Origin of the sequence: Paenibacillus sp. FSL R5-0486, from assembly GCF_037975155.1 — a bacterium.
Classification (GTDB): Bacteria; Bacillota; Bacilli; order Paenibacillales; family Paenibacillaceae; genus Paenibacillus; species Paenibacillus amylolyticus.
In genome coordinates this window covers 3,163,299-3,183,486 of sequence record NZ_CP150237.1, presented here as the reverse complement: position 1 = coordinate 3,183,486, position 20,188 = coordinate 3,163,299, and the positions used below count along the sequence as shown (strand labels likewise).

The 20,188-nt window shown below is 45.6% G+C and carries 13 protein-coding genes; 3 read left to right on the top strand and 10 right to left on the bottom strand.

Annotation, left to right across the window (positions count from 1 at the left end; translation table 11 throughout):
* The 6 genes from MKY01_RS14255 to MKY01_RS14230 all read right to left on the bottom strand — a co-directional run bounded on the left by MKY01_RS14255 (position 1) and on the right by MKY01_RS14230 (position 11,489).
* Positions 1-825, bottom strand: coding sequence for a carbohydrate ABC transporter permease (locus tag MKY01_RS14255; protein WP_036608291.1), 825 nt, complete (start codon positions 823-825; stop codon positions 1-3).
* Between the two features lie 22 nt (positions 826-847).
* On the bottom strand, positions 848-1,714 hold the full coding sequence (locus MKY01_RS14250) for a sugar ABC transporter permease (RefSeq protein WP_101314027.1): 867 nt from the start codon (positions 1,712-1,714) through the stop codon (positions 848-850).
* Between the two features lie 67 nt (positions 1,715-1,781).
* A complete protein-coding gene (locus tag MKY01_RS14245) occupies positions 1,782-3,161 on the bottom strand; it encodes an extracellular solute-binding protein (protein ID WP_315372530.1) in 1,380 nt (459 codons plus the stop codon).
* A gap of 78 nt (positions 3,162-3,239) precedes the next feature.
* Complete coding sequence (locus tag MKY01_RS14240; RefSeq protein ID WP_339286738.1) at positions 3,240-4,541, bottom strand: glycoside hydrolase family 125 protein; 1,302 nt, start codon at positions 4,539-4,541, stop codon at positions 3,240-3,242.
* A 223-nt stretch (positions 4,542-4,764) separates the two neighbouring features.
* Positions 4,765-5,937 (bottom strand): GntR family transcriptional regulator, encoded by a 1,173-nt coding sequence (locus tag MKY01_RS14235; protein WP_339287168.1) that lies wholly within the window; start codon positions 5,935-5,937, stop codon positions 4,765-4,767.
* Positions 5,938-6,242: 305 nt separating this feature from the next.
* On the bottom strand, positions 6,243-11,489 hold the full coding sequence (locus MKY01_RS14230; RefSeq protein ID WP_339286736.1) for a S8 family serine peptidase: 5,247 nt from the start codon (positions 11,487-11,489) through the stop codon (positions 6,243-6,245).
* 984 nt (positions 11,490-12,473) lie between these two features.
* Between MKY01_RS14230 and MKY01_RS14225 the strand changes: the two genes are divergently transcribed.
* Positions 12,474-12,917: a hypothetical protein gene (locus MKY01_RS14225; protein ID WP_339286734.1), complete on the top strand. Its 444-nt coding sequence runs from the start codon at positions 12,474-12,476 to the stop codon at positions 12,915-12,917.
* A gap of 130 nt (positions 12,918-13,047) precedes the next feature.
* Here the strand turns inward: MKY01_RS14225 and MKY01_RS14220 are convergent, their stop codons facing one another.
* A complete protein-coding gene (locus MKY01_RS14220; protein WP_339286732.1) occupies positions 13,048-14,565 on the bottom strand; it encodes an exosporium glycoprotein BclB-related protein in 1,518 nt (505 codons plus the stop codon).
* A 281-nt stretch (positions 14,566-14,846) separates the two neighbouring features.
* Positions 14,847-16,307 carry an alpha-L-fucosidase gene (locus tag MKY01_RS14215; RefSeq protein ID WP_339286731.1) on the bottom strand — a complete coding sequence of 487 codons (1,461 nt, stop codon included), beginning with the start codon at positions 16,305-16,307 and terminating at the stop codon, positions 14,847-14,849.
* A gap of 122 nt (positions 16,308-16,429) precedes the next feature.
* Here MKY01_RS14215 and MKY01_RS14210 point away from each other — a divergent pair, with 122 nt between their 5' ends.
* Positions 16,430-17,275, top strand: coding sequence for an AraC family transcriptional regulator (locus tag MKY01_RS14210; RefSeq protein ID WP_339286729.1), 846 nt, complete (start codon positions 16,430-16,432; stop codon positions 17,273-17,275).
* A 28-nt stretch (positions 17,276-17,303) separates the two neighbouring features.
* Here MKY01_RS14210 and MKY01_RS14205 read toward each other — a convergent pair whose 3' ends face one another.
* Together MKY01_RS14205 and MKY01_RS14200 are read right to left on the bottom strand one after the other, a co-directional pair.
* Positions 17,304-18,389 carry a glycoside hydrolase family 99-like domain-containing protein gene (locus tag MKY01_RS14205; protein WP_339286728.1) on the bottom strand — a complete coding sequence of 362 codons (1,086 nt, stop codon included), beginning with the start codon at positions 18,387-18,389 and terminating at the stop codon, positions 17,304-17,306.
* Positions 18,390-18,450: 61 nt separating this feature from the next.
* Positions 18,451-19,443, bottom strand: a complete 993-nt coding sequence (locus MKY01_RS14200; RefSeq protein ID WP_339286727.1) for a hypothetical protein — start codon at positions 19,441-19,443, stop codon at positions 18,451-18,453.
* A gap of 287 nt (positions 19,444-19,730) precedes the next feature.
* Here MKY01_RS14200 and MKY01_RS14195 point away from each other — a divergent pair, with 287 nt between their 5' ends.
* Complete coding sequence (locus MKY01_RS14195; protein ID WP_235200735.1) at positions 19,731-20,138, top strand: hypothetical protein; 408 nt, start codon at positions 19,731-19,733, stop codon at positions 20,136-20,138.
* The last annotated feature ends 50 nt before the right edge of the window (positions 20,139-20,188 follow it).

Genomic DNA, 20,188 nt, shown 5'->3' with positions numbered 1-20,188 from the left:
TTAACCTTTGGTTGCTCCGCCCATGCTGAATCCTTTGGACATGTAACGCTGGGAGAAGATATATAGCACAACCGAAGGCATTGTATAAAGTAGTGAAAATGCAGCCAACCTGCCGTATTCAACCATACCGTGGCTGCCGAAAAATTGATAAATCGTGACCGATGCCGGAAGTTTCTCCGGTGTCTGGAGCAGGATGTATGGCACGAAGAAGTTGCCCCAACTTCCCGAAAACGTAAATATCGCTATCGTTGCAATACCAGGCAACATCAATGGCGCCACGATTCGTCTCAAACTACTCCACACGGACGCTCCGTCAATCCATGCCGATTCTTCCAAATCGATTGGCACCGAATCCATGAAGTTTTTCATCATCCAGATGCCGTAAGGAAGTGAGGATGCAGTCAGGAACAGCATCGTGGCAATGATGCTATTTTGCATTTTGAAGAACAGAAACATTTGAAATACCGGAACCATCACGGCAGTAATCGGAAGAGCTGTCATGAACAAAATGGATAACAGGAAGCTTTTTTTGAATCTCATTTCATAACGGGATAATGGATAAGCAGCAAGAACCGATACCAGAACAACCAATATCGCTTGCCCTCCCGACAGAATCAGGCCTACACCGAATGAACGAAGATTGCTCGAATCCCCGAGTACATCCTTGAAATTTTGAATGGTCCAGGTACTGGGCATTTTGATACCCTGTTGCGCGTTCGGGTCAAATGAAGCCAGAATGATCCAGAGCAGCGGCAATAAAAAACAGAGCCCTAGAAAAACTAGAATCCCGTACTGGATTTTGCGTTGAAGCCCATGTTTGACCATAGGGATCGAACCTCCTTCATGGTTACACTTTCACTTTCATGGATCGCATGTAGAACAGGCTGGCGACAATACCGATGAACAACAGAACCAGAGATATGGCTGTGCCGTATCCAAACTGATAGTTCACAAAGGCCTGATTGTACATGAAGATCGGCAAGGTTTGTGTCGAAGTACCCGGGCCACCACCGGTCATCGTATAGATCAGCGTGAAAACACCCAGTGTCTGTAGAGTAACCAACATCATGTTGGTCACGATGGACCCTTTTACCATTGGAATCGTAATGTGTCTGACAATCTGGAACCCGGTGGCACTGTCAATAATCGCAGCTTCTTCAACTTCCTTCGGGATATCATCCAGTGCCGACTGATAGACCATCATTGAAAAGGCTGTGCCGTGCCAGATATTCGCGATAATGACACTCACCATAGGGAAACTGAACAACCAGGAGACTGGATTCGCTCCAAACCAGCCGAGGATCTGATTCAATGAACCATTGTCACTGAAAAAGGCGACCATACAGAATGCCACAACAATCTCGGGTGTCACCCAACCGGCAATGACGATGATGCCAATGACCCGGCGGAAGGTCACATTTTTCTCCTTCATTAGAAGAGCCAGAATGAACCCAAGCAATACCTGACCAATCACTGCGGAGAAGATGAGAAAAACCAGCGTGCGCCAAACACTAATCCGGAAGTCCGGATCATGGAACATATTAATGAAATTCTGGAATCCGACAAACTCCAAACTCTTGGCTGCCGCCCCGGTCAGAGCCATATTCGTAAAGGCAAAACAGATCGTCAGAATGATGGGAACAATGAAAAACACAAGCAATAACAGTACGGAAGGCATTAGAAATAGAAATGAGCCTGGTGCTTTCCTTTTCATAAGTCACTCTCCATTCGAACCGGAAAAAGGGGAGATTGTGCCTCCCCCTCCGAATATATCGATATCCTTATTTCTCTTCGATGCTGTCCGCGCCAAGGGAACGGGATACGTTGTCCTTCAATTGCGTAACTCCCTCTTCCGGCGTCAGCTTGCCAGAGGCAATACTCTCAACAATGCTTTGCAATTGTGCGGATACCGCTGCATATTGATCGTTCGCTGGACGGAAGTGGGCCACATTCAAAAGTTCCTGTGCTTCTTTGGTATATGGACGATCCGTATAACCCTCAACTTCTGTGGAATCATTACGTGGGCTGAGGCTGCCTTCCGCCACTACACGAGCAGTCGCATTTTCCTTATTCATCAGAAACTCGATAAATTTCCAAGCTTCTTCCTTGTTTTTCGCTTGTGCAGGAACAGACCAAGCCCATCCTCCAGACATCGTAGTTGCTCCAGGTTCTTCCCCATTTTGTGTCGGGAATGGTGCAAAACCTATTTTTTCTTCAACGTTGGCGATTGGAGCAGCACCGTTCTCGGCCCATGTCGAACCTGCCCAGCTACCATCTACAGCCATCGCCAGTTTGTCTTGCGGGAACTGTTGCTGGAATGCAATACTGCCAGCTTGTCCATTCAGGGCAACCTGCATGGTTGGACCTGTTTTATCCGTGTTAAAAACTTGATCTATGAATTTGAAGGAATCCAGCAGCCCCGGGCTGTTCACGACCCATTTCTTGCTGGTGTCGTTATACAGCGTGTCCGTCGTACCATAGAGCAACATTTCCAGTGTTTGCATGGTGACACCTTCACCGTTTGCTTTGCCCACGATCATATTAAGTGGCGTCACACCCGGCAGTTTTTGCTTGATCGTACGTGCTGCTTCAAGTACTTCTGCCCAACTTGCAGGTTTGAACGGAACTTCAAGTCCCGCCTGTTGAAACAGTTCCTTGTTGTACCAGATTCCGCGTGTATCCGAGGTAGCCGGAACGCCGTACACCTTGCCGTCTTCACCTGTAACTCCTGCCTTCAGGTTGTCGATGATGTGTTCTTCCCAATCGGACCATCCCTGAACCTGTGAATCCAGCGGCTCCAGATATCCCGCAGCAGCATCGGATTTGATAATGGACGTATCTTCGGCAATGACATCTGGTGCCGTATCCGGGGATTTCATTTGCAGAACCATTTTGGACGTATAATCGCCTTCACTTGCCAGTACAGGCGCAATGTTGATTTTGATATCCGGGTTTTCTTTCTCGAATTGATCCACCAAACCTGATTGGAAGAATTTCGTAAGTGTATCTTCAGATCCTGAAGAACGGAACGATACAGTTACTTCCTTCTTGCCGTCACTGGTCGTGCCTGTGCTTGAGCTTCCGCCCGAACAGGCTGTAGTAAGAATGAGCAAGGATGTCATAACTGCTGCTACCGGCATTTTCAATGATATTTTTCTCATGATTCGCTCTCCTCTTGTCGGAATTCAACGAACTCCGAACGTTATGATGTACTCGCAGGTTATCTCTTGCTTCCCTATCTATTTCTGTACGCGGAATCCGCAATAATCCATAATCAGTTCACTAAAGAGCATGTTGGACCATGAAAACCATGGACGTGTATATTCATGTGGATTGTTGGCCGAAAAACCTTCATGGGTCAGTCCGGTATCCGCATCCGTCTTATGGATGAGCTGAAGCAATCGTAGTTTTTCATTGCGATCCTCTGTAGTCAGCCCCTGCATCGATAAAGCGATATGCCAGATGTACCCTTCCGGTGTATGCGGACTACCGATTCCCGCTGCTGCTGTTCCCTCATAAAAATACGGGTTGTGCGTGGATAAAATGAAACGGCGTGTATTCTGATACACCTCGTCGTTCTCCTCCACATATCCGAGATAAGGTAAAGACAGCAGACTAGGCACATTGGCATCATCCATCAGATTGTGATTGCCTTTCCCATCCGTTTCGTACGCATATATGGTTCCATATTCCGGATGTTCAACGGTGCCATAATCCTGAATACCTTTGTTGATCTGTCCCTCCAACTGCTGAGCATTCGTTGCCAGCGTTTCATCCTCGAACACAGCTTCAGCAATTTCCTGTACATATCGAAGCGCCACAACAGCGAACATATTGGAAGGAATCAGATAACCATATTCACAACGATCGTCACTGGGACGGAATCCCGACCAGGTCATGCCTGTGTAAGCTGTTTCAGTACCTCGCCCTTCTCGGCTGAGCGTATCGGTTTCGGGAGCATCCAGACGTTGGAACGTGTAGGGTGATTTCGTCTCATGATGTTGCTCCACTTGCCATAACTGCATGATGATCTGGGTTGCTTTACGGAACGTATCATTGAATTGAGTTGTTCTTCCCGTGTTCTTCCACAAGAGATAACTGAGCTGAATCGGATAAGCCAGTGAGTCGATCTCATACTTCCGTTCCCAGATCCAATCATTCATCTGCGTCAGGTCTTCCTGATGTCCTTTTCCACTCTCCGTCTCATTAAAAGCGTTTGCATAAGGGTCTAGGAGAATATATTTCAGTTGACGTTCAACCAGTCCAGCGATCATGTCGGCAATATCTTCATCCTCTGAAGCGAGAAGCAGATAAGGTCTGACCTGAGCGGCAGAATCACGTAACCACATGGCAGGAATATCTCCCGTAATCACAAAAGTTGTTCCATCTTCTTTGCGCTGAATTGTGGTTGCCATCGTATTGGTAAAACAATTTTTGAACATTTGGTTGAGTTCCGGATGGTCCGGCATACGTTTGTTAACCTGATCAATCATGTCGTATATCGAGGGGGAAATTTCTTGATCATCTCTGGGTGTCAGCATGTTGTCCTCCTTATGTAATCCAGTTTGTTAACCGCTTTCATCATCCTAAAACGAATATAATGTTATGTCAATATATTTATTTGTATATTAGCATGTTATTTTAATTTAACGACACCAAATAATATACCATTTAAAGCAATTCTCCCCATTTTATCCGCACCAAAAAGAGGCCTCGTTTATACGAAGCCCCTGATTGAACACAATGAATATTAAGTTGTTATAATTAACCCTTTTGTTTCACCATACTCGTTGACTTACCCTTCACCAATCGGGCAGGTAAAACAACTCTGTTCACTGTCATTTCGTTGTTCTGCATACTTTGAAGCACCATCTCGAATGCCTGTTTTCCCATATCAAACTGGCTTTGTCTCATATGGGTTACACGGCTTCCTTCGGCAGCGTTTGGACTGTCAAAGCAAATGATGGACATATCTTCCGGGATTCTCAGACCAAGCCGATCCGCTGCCTGTTCTGCAAGTAAAGCAATATGATACTCCGCAGCAAAGAGTGCAGTAATCTGGGGATATTTCTGTAAATGTTCCACCAATGTCTCCACATCACGGACCTCGACTTGAGGATCGAACACACTTGGCAGTGTCGAAAGAAAAGATTCTAACCACAGTTCCCTGTTCACCAGAACTCCTTGATCATTGTGAGCCTCAATAATGCCTTCAATTCGTTCTTCGATCGGTGTAGTGTTCGCTGGAGGCTGCGTCAGAAAAGCGATGTGTCGGTGACCGAGATCGAACAGATAATTCGTCCCTTCTCGCGCCGCGCCTACATTATCCGTACTGACAGATGAAGCCGGAATGCCTTTCAAGTACCGGTCAATCAGGACAAACGGGAATTTGTTAACGACCAGTTTAAGAATCTCATCGCTGAAATATTCACCCTGTGCCGGGAAAATAATCAATCCGTCCACACCCAGTTCCAGCAGTTCCTGAATGCTCTGTTCCTCCTGCTCGGGAATCCCGAAGGAACGTCTAAGTACGAGAAAACAATCATGCTCTCGCGAAGCTTCTTCCATCCCATATAACAGTTCTGTACCATACATGTCACTGAAGTTAGTGATGACCAGACCAATGAGCAGCTTCTTTTCTGGATCTTTGATCGCAGCACGTGGAGCAGGTCTGTTAGGTCTTTCTTGTAACATATCTGCTGTGTCGGCTACAAAAGAACCCCGTCCCGGCTGACGAACAATTAATTGTTCACTCGCCAGCATCTCAAGTGCTTTTTTAGTTGTAATCCGGCTAACTCCGAATTCATCACATAATTCTTTCTCGGAAGGAACACGCTCACCCACTTGATATTGATGAAGCTGTATCCGTTCGCGCAAGGATTCAAAGATCTGTTCATACATCGGCTTGGATGCCGAGTCTTTCCCCAATACAAGCACCTCCATAAATACCCATACTTCTCATGTTCTACATCCTAATATATCATGTTATATCATTAATGTGAAGAAAGGAGACAACTCACCTGCTGACATGTGAGAGCAAAATAAAAAGCATTCCAATGGATGCTTCATTTCCAAAAGTTTATTATTAAATTTATTTGGTGTAAATAACCATAGCCGAGTAATCTTAGGCGTCAGATGTGAATCAAGACAACAAAAAGCCGACAAGCCCGGATACCTCCGCTTATCGGCTTCTTGCTTAGATGGTCAAAATGAAGTTATCGTCAATGTCACACTTTGCATAATTAAGGTTGCAGACCCTCAGCGGACGGTGGACCTACTTCTGTTTCAGTCTCTTCAGGGCTCGAATCTGGTTCTGGAACGGATTGTTCTTGTGCTGCGCTGACGAACAATCGTCCAGCTGCTTCCGCCTCTACTTTGTTGCCTGCTGCATCCTGAGCGCGAATCACAATGACTCCACCATCCAGAACAAGGGACAAAGGTGTTGTGTACGTACCCGTATAACGACCAGGTTCAGTCTCCACCAATGGAATCTCTCCTGCCCCTTGGGCATTCAGATTCAAAGGTAACTGAATACGGAAAGATGCTTGCAGACCAGGTTTACTATCAAATGAAACGGTAACACTCTCCCCTGATGTGATTCGAACATCCTCAGCCGGAGTAATATTCGTAAGTTCTGGCAACGCCGTTTCCACATAGACGGTGCGGGTTACGGTTGTTTTGTTACCAGCGATATCGGTTGCTGTAATGGTAATTGTGTTCTCGCCTTCATTGACCAATACACGGTGACTGAAACTTCTGTCTTTACCCACTTGTACGGTTTGTCCGTTAACGGTTACCTTATCGAGGAATTGTTCTACGACATTACCCGTTACATGAACCACTTCTGCATTGATGCGATCCCCTTGAGCTGGCGTGAGAATCGTCAATTGTGGTTTGGTCTGATCCAGAATAATGACTACGGGGAGTGAACGGTCCGTTGTTTTACCGTCTACCACTGCCTCCGCAGTAATCGCATTAATGCCAGAACGGAGCTTCACACCGTATGAGAACTTCCCATTTACCACCGTTGTAGTGCCAGCCAGATCCTTGCCGTTGTAGATCTTGATCTGAGCTCCAGATGCCGGAGACGTTCCCGACACAGTGAAGGTCGATTGATTCGTATACGTGTTTGCAGGTACTGTGAGCACAGGTGCATTTACCGGATATCTCACGACTGCACGAATCATGTAATTGCCTTCTTCTACCGGTGAAGTACTCCATGCTCCGCTTACACGCTGCCAGCTTCGACCAGCATTCGTACCATTCTCATCGGTAGCGAGTCCCGGAGCACTTGTTCCGGCTACACTCTGCACATACACGATATAGAAGTCACCCGTTACAATGACCGGTTCTGGGAATTCAACGGTTGTCCATTGATCGTTACGAAGTGCAGTACCGTCAAATGGTCCAGCCAGCTGTCGTCCTGGAGCTCCACCCGCACCCGATGCATCATATACGGCATATTGGAACGCTGTACCTCCAGGTACAGGCCATTCGGTGTTCCAGAATCGGAACGATGCACCTGTCAGTTGAGCGGTCTCCAGCTCTGGTGTCATTCGAACCGCCCAAGCGTTATCCGCAGCGTTAAAAGCTCGTGCGTTCTCTGCTGTTCCATCATCATAAGCAATTTCCCCAGGGAAACCGATGAATGGTTTCAAGGCAACATTTGCCTCAGCCGTACCATTACCAGGGACAGTAACAGTAACGGTTTTACTGTAATAATCAGTAGCCCGGATGGACAGGGTATAACTTCCTTCCAATACCTGAATATCGAAGCTGCCATCTGAACCTGTGCGAATTTCACCTACATTGGCATCTTCCACCACGAGAACAGAAGCATCAGCCAGTGGTTGTCCTGTCCGCTCATCCGTTACTACACCTTCAATCTGTCCATGCGGGATTGCCTCCAGATTAAAGTTGGCTTTGGCACCATTGCCATCCGTGATCGTTACCTGCTGAGTTCGAGGATAATATCCATATGCTTCAGCTTTTAACGTGTAATCACCTGCTACGTGTGTGAAAGTATACTTGCCTGTAGCTGGATCTGTCTTCACCGAACGTCCGGTTTCCAGTACGGTAACCGTTGCACTTGCAGGCAGGCTTTGTGGATTAACCGAACCTGTTCCTGGTTTTTCAACCTCCGGTAATTGCTGTTTCGTTTTGTTAAATTCCGCTTTGTCTGTCCGCGAAATTTTGTACCATGGATTATCATAGGACGGTTTTGGTTTGTCATTGTTAAGCACAACCGCACTGTCCTCCGTTACCGTCTCCGCAGCAACTCCCAGTACACGGAAATCATCAATGAACCAGCCTGTCTTCACAACACTGTTATCTGAGGTCAGGCGGAATCGGAATTGAACTTCATTACCGGTAAGTGCATCCAGATCATAAAATACCGGTGTCCATTGTTTACCGTTTGTACTATGTGAGAATTTGCCCAGTTCTGACCATGTGGTTCCACCATCCTTGGTGACTTCCACATAGCCGTAGTCGTATCCACTCTCAATCTCGTACCAATGATTAAACGTGAGTGTTCCTTCGGACACATCCGTCAAATCAATGACCGGAGATACGAGTGAATAGTTGGAGCCACTCTCGTACGTATTGTCGAGATCAGTCGCCCAAACATTCGGTGGAGAAACCGCGCTGGCAGGTCCCGTTACCGGAATACCGCGTTCCCACTCATCTTTGGTTCCTGAATGAGTCCAGCCATTATCATCACTGCCATCGAAATGATCGATGTAGATATCCTGAGGCACCTCTACTGTAATGGAGACCTCATTCGATTTGTCGCTTTCATTGCCACTATAATCAAGTGCGGCAACGGTATAGTAATACGTCGAATCTGTCACCGTAGCCGTATCTGTAAACGTTGTTCCTGTTGCAGTTCCAATCGATTCATAACCTGCACCTGCGGTTGTGGAGCGATATACCACATAGGATTCGAGATCCTCATCGCTCGGACCCGTCCAGCTCAAGGCTACATTACCAAGAATATCGGCCGTCGCAGACAATCCGGCAGGAGCGCCCGGAGCAATCTCATCCAGTTCTTCTACAGCGAAATCATCAATGTACCAGCCAGCCTTTTGCAATGAATTATCGCTCGTCAGATTGAATTTGATGAACACCTGCTGTCCCGCGTATTCGCGAAGATCCACATATTGTGTCTTCCAATTGCCACCTGTACCCGTGAAGGTTAACAGTTCTTGGAACACATAATCGCTATCCTCGGAAGCGATGTATACCTTGCCGAAGTCGATGTTATTCTCCAGGTCATACCAGTGCTTGAAGGATAATAACGCCCCTTCTGGACTCTCGGTTAGATCAATAGGCGGCGCAAGCAGATATGCATTGCTATTCGCCACATAAGTTCCTTGCAGATTGGTTGCAATCACCTTGTCACCGGAGTATGCACTTCCAGGACCACTGGTTGGTGCTCCCCATACCCAAGTACTTCCGGTCCCACCAGTGGTGAAGCCCAGTTGATCTTCTTCAAAATCCTGAAGATATCCTGGCTGAACACCATTGGAGACAGCCACTTTATATACCTGACTTTCGAATCCGTTGTTGCCGTAGTCGTTCACGCGGATATAATACTCCACACCTTGCGGTTCAATAAGAAAAGCAGGGATTGTCGCTGTATATGTCCCATCTTTGTTATCTCCAGCAATCCGGTTCATCGGCAGATAGACGTACTGGTTGGTGCCTGTCGTTTTGGCAAAAGCCTCGACGGAGACTACTGCGACGTTATCTGTCACATGAGCGGTTAATGGTATATCGATGCCTGTAAAGGCAGAATTAACAGGGGTATGTGCCAGTACTGGCTCTTCCAGATCATCTCCGGCCGTAACCACTCTGCCGGATACTGTGCCGATCCCTTCGAGTACAGAACCCACAGCATCAAGGGCATTAATAATGCCGTGACCGTAGCCGTTATTAGGAGATGTCGGATACTGACTATCCGTTCTCGGCGTGGCTGTATCTGTAATGATCTGCTCCAGCTGATCCACCGTAAGGGAATGATTGGCCTGAAGCAGCAGTGCAGCAAGGGCAGTTGTATGCGGGCCTGCCATGGATGTTCCGTTCCAGCCTCCCTCATATACTCCGCCCGGAACTGATGAACGGATATTCACACCAGGTGCAGATACTTCCGGTTTGATCTCACCATACGGGGATGGGCCCAGCAGGGAGAACGAAGCCAGATTTCCGTTGATATCGGTTGCTCCTGTAGCAAAACTTTCAGGATAGTTGGCTGGGTTAGCAACAGAACCAGGTCCGCCCGGGTTACCCAGTCTCACATTTCCTGCGGAGAATTCCGGGAAAATCTGAGCATCACGCCAAGCTTGGACCATAGGACGGAACCATTCATCCAATCCTGCGCCTCCGCCCCACGAGTTGTTAACGACATCCGGTGCAAGTTCAGGATGCAGATTACCTTCCGCATCCACCGGAGCGATCAACCATTGTCCGCCATCGAGAATAATGGCATCCGTTGTTTCCGGATTGAATATCCGCACACCAATCCATTTCGCACCGGGAGCAACCCCGATCTGATTGGTGCCATCTGCTTCCGAGCCAACCATCGTACCCATCGTGTGCGTACCATGCCCGTCTCCGTCCGCAGGGAGGGAAGCATTACTGTGCGGGTCATACCAGCTTAGTTCGGGATCAACGATATTGCCTGAAGCATCCAGTCCCCGCCATTTGCTGCGAAGCGCCGGGTGGGTATAATCCACACCACTGTCCAGATTGGCAACAACAATCCCTGTTCCATCGATGCCCCGATCCCACACCGCTGGCGCATTGATGTAATCCAAGTTCCATTCCACGTTCTCTGTTGCAAGCTTGTCCTTTGCAGCAGGCTCTTTGTCTTTGACTCCGACTGAAGAGTCTTTAGTTGGCGTTTGGACAACATCTTTGCCTGATGCCGCATTCACCGGTTCTTTACTCACTTCGGCTTTCTGTAAGTATCGTGTCTCATTCGGTAGAATCTTCTCCACCTCAGGCAGCAGCGCAATCTGTTCCATGACTTCTTTGGTACTCGTTACTGCCAATGAATTGACAATAAAATAGCTTTTATATTCTTTGACCTTACCCAGGTCAACTTCCTTTTCCAGATAAGTTTCCAATGGATATTGTGTACGCGAGGCCGTTTCTCGCAGAGAGCTGACGACCGAATTACGAACGGACAGCTTTGTGGCTGAAGCCGTTTGTTTGGCGATGGTCGCCTTTTCAAGGGCCTGTTTGGAGACTGCTGCTGTATCCACCTGTTCCTTCATTTTCACCAGATAGGTCACATATTCACTACCATCAAATTCTTTGGTCAGCTTGGCGTTTACTTTGGACTCCGTAACTTTGGCAAGTCCAGATTTCATATCCAATTTGGATGATGTGGAGTTTTCAGCTGAAACCGGATGAATGATCGAAAATGCAAGGAGAAGCGAGAGCCCCATGGAGATGGGCTTGCGTAACCGATTAATCTTTATCAAACTTTTCCACTCCTTTTACCCGGTTTTTTAATTTAGTCTGGTACATGTGCCCTTCTCTGCAGAATAAAACGGTATAATAACCTTTATTGCGTACGAAATAGATACCCTGGATTTCACATAAAGCCTCACCTCCTTTACAGGTCTGGTTAGGGAACAATATGAGTCAGAAGAGATAACAGATCAGTCTATGATTTTTTACTTGGAAGTTTAGGAGATTGATTGAATCGGATTAAACCATGTGAGTGAATAGTTTGGGTGTTTGAATAATGCAATGAGAGTGAATGTCTATAAGCATTCATGTGGAAGGGTAATCTGGAGCGTTAGCAGAACGCTTGCTAAGGAGTGGTGGATATGACTTTCGATCGTGATTCGAGTGAGTAGTTAAACATTTTAATTACATATAATAGTCGATTAGGAATTTAATTGGATTTTATTGGTATAGTATAAAATCATTATTCGATATATACAAGCACTTTATTGAAAAATATAGAAAATAAGTCTATTTAATGCTTTTATGTGTCTCATGTCGCTTACGTATTCATACTCTCATTTCGCATTTATGTATTTCATTTCGCTTAATGAACAAATGTAGTAGTTCTATGAAACTACGACTTGATGTTCAAGGTTACTATTCAAACAAAGTGGCAAAGCAGAGGCTCATCCTACTGTGTCAATTTTCGTTTATGGCGTGTTCGAATCGTGTATTCCCTCTCCGTAATCGTCTGAGCTTATAAATGTTAATTTGTGAACTATATATGAATAAAGTATATATTTAACAAAAATAGTACAGAAAATCATGAAAACTGTATTGTATATATTTGGAATTAAATGTAGGATTATCTTGTAACATACATTTGGCGCCAGATCAACCTCACTCTCATCCTAGGAAATGACTGTGAGGAAAGCTACTGCTCTATTGATCTTTTGTCTTTTTGTGAACAGTACGAACTCTAATCTAATTTAAATTTTATATACCAAAAGGAGATGTTTGATTGTGAAAAAATATCAAAAACAGCAATTGCAGCTCTTTCTTCCATGGCGATGCTTTTAGCATCTGTTCCAGCGGTATTCGCTGATGAAGCTCTTACGCTAACTAACCCTTCCTCCCAGGAAGTTCAGACACAACAACAGTCCCAAGCACAAGAAATTAATATTTTTGCCCCAAATCCCTTAAGAGAATATTTCAATGGTGGATATAGTACCGATATTTACTTGAGTGGAAAAGTCACCTTTAGGTTTAACCCTCTTACAACAGGGGAATATGTGTTTAAAGTTGAAGATATGAGTGGAACCCTGAAGGGAGATGGAAGAGTAATCGTGTCTGATTATGGAACGAAAAGCATCACTCTTGAGAACTTGTATGGTTATCATAAAATTGTAGCTTACTCACCCAATGGTTATGGTGGAAGCTATGACATTTACTACTAATGATTGGTAGTAATAGATATCACAATTATTTATAAAAAGTTCTAACCCCATGGCTCATATGAGTCATGGGGTTACTTTGTGATTTTTATAGAAACGATTGAGTCGGCCTCAGATCAAAATTTATATCTCATCATGTAATGTTCACACCGCCACTTGCATACCCGACAACCGTATTCACAAGTGTGAGTCCGGCTGCCGTTGCCGAGAACACCAGCAGCAGACGTGTCTGTGCAGTCACAGGTATAGTCAATCCGGTTGTTATGCCATTGGAGATACTACCCAATGCAATAATACCGGTGAGTGGAGGTGCCAGTGTAACGACCGCCCCCGGAACCGCAGTAAATGCATTATCAGGAGTAGGTGAACTGAATAATTGCGCAGTGATGGTCACCGTTGAACCAACCAAGGCCAAGGCTGCTGTGGTACTGAAATAGGCAGCAATCGAAGTTATAACGCCATCCCGTGGAACAGAGAACGCAAAGTTAATGAGTGGTCCGACAATCGTTCCTGTTAAATCAATCGTGCCACCCAGAATGCTGACTCCTGTTGCCGAGCTGCCGAAACCGATAAGGCTTGTCGTTCCGACCAGTCCACCAAGAATCGTTGTTAATATGGCGGGTCCGCCAGAAGCAAACGGTATAATGGCTCCTGAACCCGTAGCCCCAGTAACACCAGTGCTGCCAGTTACTCCCGCAATCCCAGTTGCGCCGGTAGCCCCGGTTACCCCTGCAATTCCGGCTGCACCCGTATCTCCTGTCACACCCGTTGCCCCGGTAGCCCCGGTGACTCCCGCAAGTCCAGCTACACCCGTATTCCCTGTGACTCCGGTGGCTCCTGCTACGCCAGGATCACCTGTTGCTCCTGTAACGCCAGCTGCCCCAACAGCTCCTGTACTCCCCGTTGCACCTGTCGCTCCTGTTGCGCCACCTGCTGGGCCTGCCGCACCCGTTGCTCCAGTAACACCTATTGCACCTGCTGGTCCCTGGGCACCAGCAGCTCCCGGTGTACCAGCTGGACCTACACCACCCTGAGCACCAGCAGCGCCAGCCGGGCCTTGTGGACCAGGTACGCCCTGAGGACCCGCTGGTCCTGCAGGTCCTGCCGGACCTTGACTGCCTATGTTTCTAAGCCCTGTTGTGATTGCCAATTCGGTCGCCCGGATCAAAATGACCAGTTGATCTTTCTCAGCCGAATCGATATTCCCCTGTAAAATGACAGATAGGAGCACATCCAGCAATTGTTGCAAATTGGTTCCCACACTGATCGGAGAAAATGGAACGGCCTCTGCAGATACAATGGTAAGCTCCAAGATCGCTTCGAGATCTGCCTTGGTTCCCTTTTTCAAATCCGAGCAATGAACCAGAGCCAGTAATTTACGCAGTACCTCAATCAGAAGTGAAACATTGTGAGGCGTGGGATTGGCAAAAACCTGTACAATTGCTCCCTTCAACTCACCAATTAATTTGAGAAGGAATTCGGCTTCTTTGTCAAAACACTTATGATGGTGGTTATTGTGATGATGATTGTGGTGGTTATGATGGTGCTCGTGATGGTGTTCTTTGTGCTGCTCTTGGGGATGGTCACAGTCCTCAGCTTTTTTTTTCTTAAATCCGCTCCAACCATATCTGATGCGTTTCTTTGGTTTCATCTTTTTGCAGATCCTCCTTAGTGAGTCTCAATCAATCCATTACAGGCGAACATCACTGGTTTGATGATATCAGTATATTAGCAAGCAAGAATTTCGTGATTATTATATAAGTAAATTTCCGAATTACAGTTTTCAGCTTGGAGGAACCTCCATTATCATGGAGAGGATTTTGCATGGAAGTCAGCCCTATGTATAGCCCAACCAAAAGAGCGCTATCCGATGAGTACAATACCCCTGGATGCGCCCTTTTTATATTTACAGTATTTATTTATCTTTGTTGATTAGTCCAATTTAATTTTGAAAACAATAGGCGCATTACTTTTCACAGTTGTCGTTGTGATCGTCAGTGCGTCCGCTGTTCTCTCCCATTTTGGCTGTTCTTCATAGCCAAGTACCTGAATATCTTGAATGACCCCTTGAAAATGATGAGAATTTTCCTTCAGGGATTTAATCTGCACCACCCCGTTATCTGGATAGGCAAGAACCGTGGCATACAGACTGCTTTCTTTTAACGTAAACCGTATATCTTCACTCGTAAATATCTTCGTATCCCCATCCGTGAATTGCCCTTCCTTCACCTCTGTCGGACCCTCGCCAAACGTACGCCAGAATGACGTGTCATAGATCGCTTCCCCATTCACTTCCAGCCACTTGCCGATGCTCAGCAAAATGTCGCGATCTTCATTCGGTATGCTGCCGTCTGCTTTGGGTCCAATGTTCAGCAGTAAGTTTCCGTTTTTGCTTACAATATCGACGAGATCCCGAATGATCTCCTCAGCCGTTTTATAGTTATTATTTTCCGTATAACACCATGAGTTTTTAGCGACAGCTGTATCCGTTTGCCAAAAATAGGGCTTGAGCTCAGCGAACTGTCCCCGCTCCACATCCGGAACGGCACTACCAAACATGTAGGCCTCATGTTTATAATTGATAGCTACAGGCACACCCCATTCTTCGCCTTTGTTATAATAATAGGCAGCAAATTTTTTAAGATAGGGTTTGAACGCAACCGTTTGAATCCACCAATCAAAATAAAAGACCTTTGGCTGGTATTGATCAACCAGTTCACAGCAGCGAATCAACCAGTCCTCCAGATACTCCTCGGTTGGAGGTGAGTCATACAAGTCGAAGTGATCCTTGGGTTCAGGCATGGCAGGCCAATAGAAATCCCCACGCTCCAGGGGTTCCTTAATATCTGAATCAAACTCCTTCCCGTGAGACATGAAGAACCAGTGCTCGGCGCGGTGAGACGACACGCATAATGTTAGCCCCTGCTTCTCGTATGCAACCTTCATCTCACCCAGAAGATCCCGTTTGGGGCCCATTTCATATGTGTTATAGTGAGAGATAGAGCTTTTATACATCTGAAAACCATCATGGTGCTCAGCCACAGGCATAACATATCTGGCTCCAGCCTGTTTGAATAATGTTGCCCATTCATCTGCATCAAACTTCTCTGCACGAAACATCGGAATGAAGTCTTTATATCCAAAGTCCTTATGAGGTCCATACACCTCAAGGTGATGTTCATAAGCTTTGGTCCCTTGTATGTACATATTTCGCGAATACCATTCGCTATCATAGGCTGGTACAGAATATAGCCCCCAGTGAATGAATATGCCGAATTTCGCTTTTGGGTACCATTCGGGTACTTGGAAGGTGCTAAGCGAACTCCAGTTGTCCTTGAATTTACCGCTCTCAATCGTTGCTTCAATATGTTGCAAATATTCGTTTTTGTCCATGAGATGTTCTCATCCCTTCTGTTATTGTCTGTAGTTGTATTGTAGTGCTACGACCGAAGGATAGACATGCAGAACACTAACTTTTAGATGGACAATAATAACCTTGTATGGAGATGAAAAGTATGAATCACCAAACTTTGCTTACGAACTACCTGTCCAATCTCCAAGTCGAATTATTTATGGTCAATTACAATCGGTGCGATACGGATTGGCGGGATCTGGATTACACGCCCGATTACAGCAAGTTTTATTTCATATGCGAAGGTGAAGGTTGGCTCAAAATTGGGGATGAGGAGTATTACCCTACACCTAATCAGCTTATTTTAATGCCAGAGGGGATCAAACAGTCTTACTCTGCCATTAATGACCGTCCTTTTCTCAAATATTGGTGTCACTTTAGCGCAAAGGTTGGGGGAATCAATCTGTTCCAAATTCTGAAATTCCCACACATCTGTACGATAGATCAACCTGAGTTGATTCAAGCAATCTTCAGCAGTATCCTTACATATGCAAAATCCGATGAAGTCTATGCCCATATGATGGCCAAGAGCAAACTGACCGAGTTACTATCCCACTATCTAATGAATCTGGATCTGGATCAGATCTCTTTTATTAACGTGCCTGTCATGGAGAAACTGTCCACCATTCTGGCTTATATTGATTCCAACATCGAAGAGAATATTTCGGTTCAGGATCTGGCCCAGATCGCCTATATGCATCCAAATTATTTCATTCGATTCTTCAAGCAGCAGATCGGAGTTCCTCCGATCCTCTATATTACTGGCAAAAAAATTGATAAGGCCAAGGAGTTGCTGGCCTGTACCCCAAACACAATAACTGCCATCGCCGAGCATCTCGGTTTCAGTGATTTGTATTATTTCTCCAGACAGTTCAAAAAGCATACAGGGTTAACTCCAACGGAGTACCGCAAACAAAAAACGGTACTTACAACGAAACATGGTCTATAAATAAGCTCAAAGCAGAGAGAGAGTTCCCTCATTCGGAACTCCCTCCTATAGACTTGTTTCTGTTCGATTCATGCTGAGTTACTTTCTTGAGTTCGCTCAAATAAGCATAACCATAGTTTTGATCCGGCTCAAGATATGCCCCTTCCGCCCACTCATTCCAGGCATTAACAAAAAGATATTCACTTTTGTACAGCGTCCTCGCTCGTTCCATCTGTCTGGATAGATACAGCCCAAACTTCTCTGGGGTGGCCCCGAGCGTACTCTGTCCGTCAACACCTCTCCGCGGTGTATTATCCCAATTGACAAAAGCACCTGGATAGACAATTTCTCCGTTACGGTGTGGTGTTCGTTCGAGAATGGAGGACCATACCTTGTCGTAATTCACAGCAATATGCTGCTGTCCCTTGATGTTCATTTCGATCCATATTCCATTCATATGTCCATGTGCAAACGTATAATGCGGTTCAAATTCCATACTCGCATCAAAGATCTGACCATTAAATGTAGGGAATCCACCAATGGTCTGCACAAATTGAATCCCTTTCAGGCCATGTTTCAAAGCCAATTCACGCCAAAACTGAATCATTTCCTCACATTGCGGAATACTGGCTGGTCGATAGATCAGAAATAATGGCTTACCTTCCACTCGAATATATCGTTTGTCCTTAAATACTTTTACCAGATAATTAAAATGTTCTTCCCAATCCTCTCGATCCCCATAGTTCTGGGCCATGAGAATATCGGATTCTTGCCCATCCCATTTTCTTGTCCATGTCTCATTGGCCCAGGACAAGCAAAAAGGAAAATCAGGCTCCCCACTATCCAAAATTTCATTCACTGGTTTTTCCAGCAAACGCTTGCCTTTGAACCAATAATGATAATAACAAAATCCATAAATGCCATGCTGTTTAGCCGTTTCCGCTTGCCACTTTCGTACATCTGGATCGGAAAGGTCATAATATTTCCCCTGAAATGGCTGTTTAGGCTGATGATGACCCGAATATAAAGGCGCGGCTTTTTTTACATTCGTCCATTCGGTAAAACCGTCCCCCCACCATCGGTCGTTCTCCTCAATCCGGTGAAATTGGGGCAGATGCAGAGCAATTACCTTCAATCAGAACTCCTCCAATGCAGCAACATGATGCAGCCTACGCTCCTGTGATTTTTGGGATGATTTATATGAAAATGATATCCAGCAGTCGCAATGTTTTTTGTAGATGGGATTGATTATATTTCATGTATGCCAGAGCATGGCTAGCGGCCAGTCTCCTTGCATCAACACTCTGCCAGTAATGTTCAAACTTCTGAGTGAGTTCTTCACAAGAGTTGTATTGTTGAAAATTACTAAGGTCAATCACGTTGCTCTGATTCACAGATGGTCCTATGAGTTGAAACGTCCCACATGCGGCAATTTCCATCACGTTTTTGATTGATTCGCCACGATGAATAACCAGTTTGCTTCCGTTATATAACATCTGACGAGCTTCATTCGTATGAACAGGATCGAAATCCCCGATCTGTGCCCAACCCTTTCCATCTACCCGAACCTTTTTGTTATCCAAAAGACCCGATTTGGCAACAGCGGTGACGATGTCATCCGGTTCTGCATCCCCGATGATATAAACATCCGATTCGTACTCCGGGGGAACAGCTTGCGGACAGAATATATGTGGATCAGGCGGCATGAACAGTTCATGACTACCAGTGCTTCCCATATGATGCTGATCATCGCTTATTTGGGTTGATTGTTGTGTAAACACGTGATCAAAAATCGGTAGAATAGTTTCGCTTTGGTTCACTTGTTGATCGGCAGACAACCAGATGGCCTTTTTCACGGTGGATGTCCTTAATGCTGTAATATTCTCATCCGGCAAGTTTTCTCCGCTTCCGATAACCATAATCAGGTCAACATCATAGGAAGACAAACAGGCTGACACGGATTCGATATATTTAATCTCATTCACATTTCTCACGAGATGTTTCAGACTCTGTTCGATCAGGACACAATGTGATGACATTTCTCGGTCATTACAAGGAGTAATAAGAAGCACATTTAACTCCTTATAGATCACTTTTGGCACTTCTCGGGCGGGTATGCTTCCCACCTGCATCATTTTCAGCCATTGCTGATTCAGTTCCAAATGCTGTACTTCCATATGTTTACGCATGGATTTGAGTTTCCTGTTCAGAACCACATTCATCTGTCTCAGGAATAAACGGTTCGTATCATGAACTGAACGTTTCTTTTTCGCGGACTTAACCTGCGTTCTTGACTTCTTTCGGATAACAAACCCTCCTGTTCCATGCGAAAACATTCTCTGCCTACAATATGCACGAAATAGTGTTTCGCTAACTCTTTTTTTGCAAAAGGGGCTTTATCCCAGCTATATAATGTGTGGCCACCCGGATCATTCCAGATCTTGTCCTCATAGAATATAAGAATACTATATAGGAGATGATATCTTTGCCAACTTTTGATAGCATCCTTGTAACCGGTAATCAGACCATTAACCAAGATCTGCAAGTTAATGGTAATCAAACCGTTGGTGTCGATCTAAACGTCAATGGCAGTCAGACCATAACAGGCAGCCTTCAAATCAACGCCAGCTCCTCGATTGTCAACCATTTGGGTGTAGGCGGAGTGATTGAAGCTGGAGATAGTGTTAAGGCCGCTACACAATTAATGGCACTCAATCAACCTACTCTTCCACTCTCCCTACCCGTTTTGCAACAACTCAGATATTACAATCCTGGTGTTGCAGGTCAACCTGGCCTGGTCTTAACAGGGACTGCTGGCAATCAATATATACTGTTCGTTGATGAAAGTAGCGGAACACCCCATCTCGCCATTCAACCCGTATAAGATAACCCTGAATCAGATGAGTTTCACCAAAAGAAGCGATATCCGTGTAC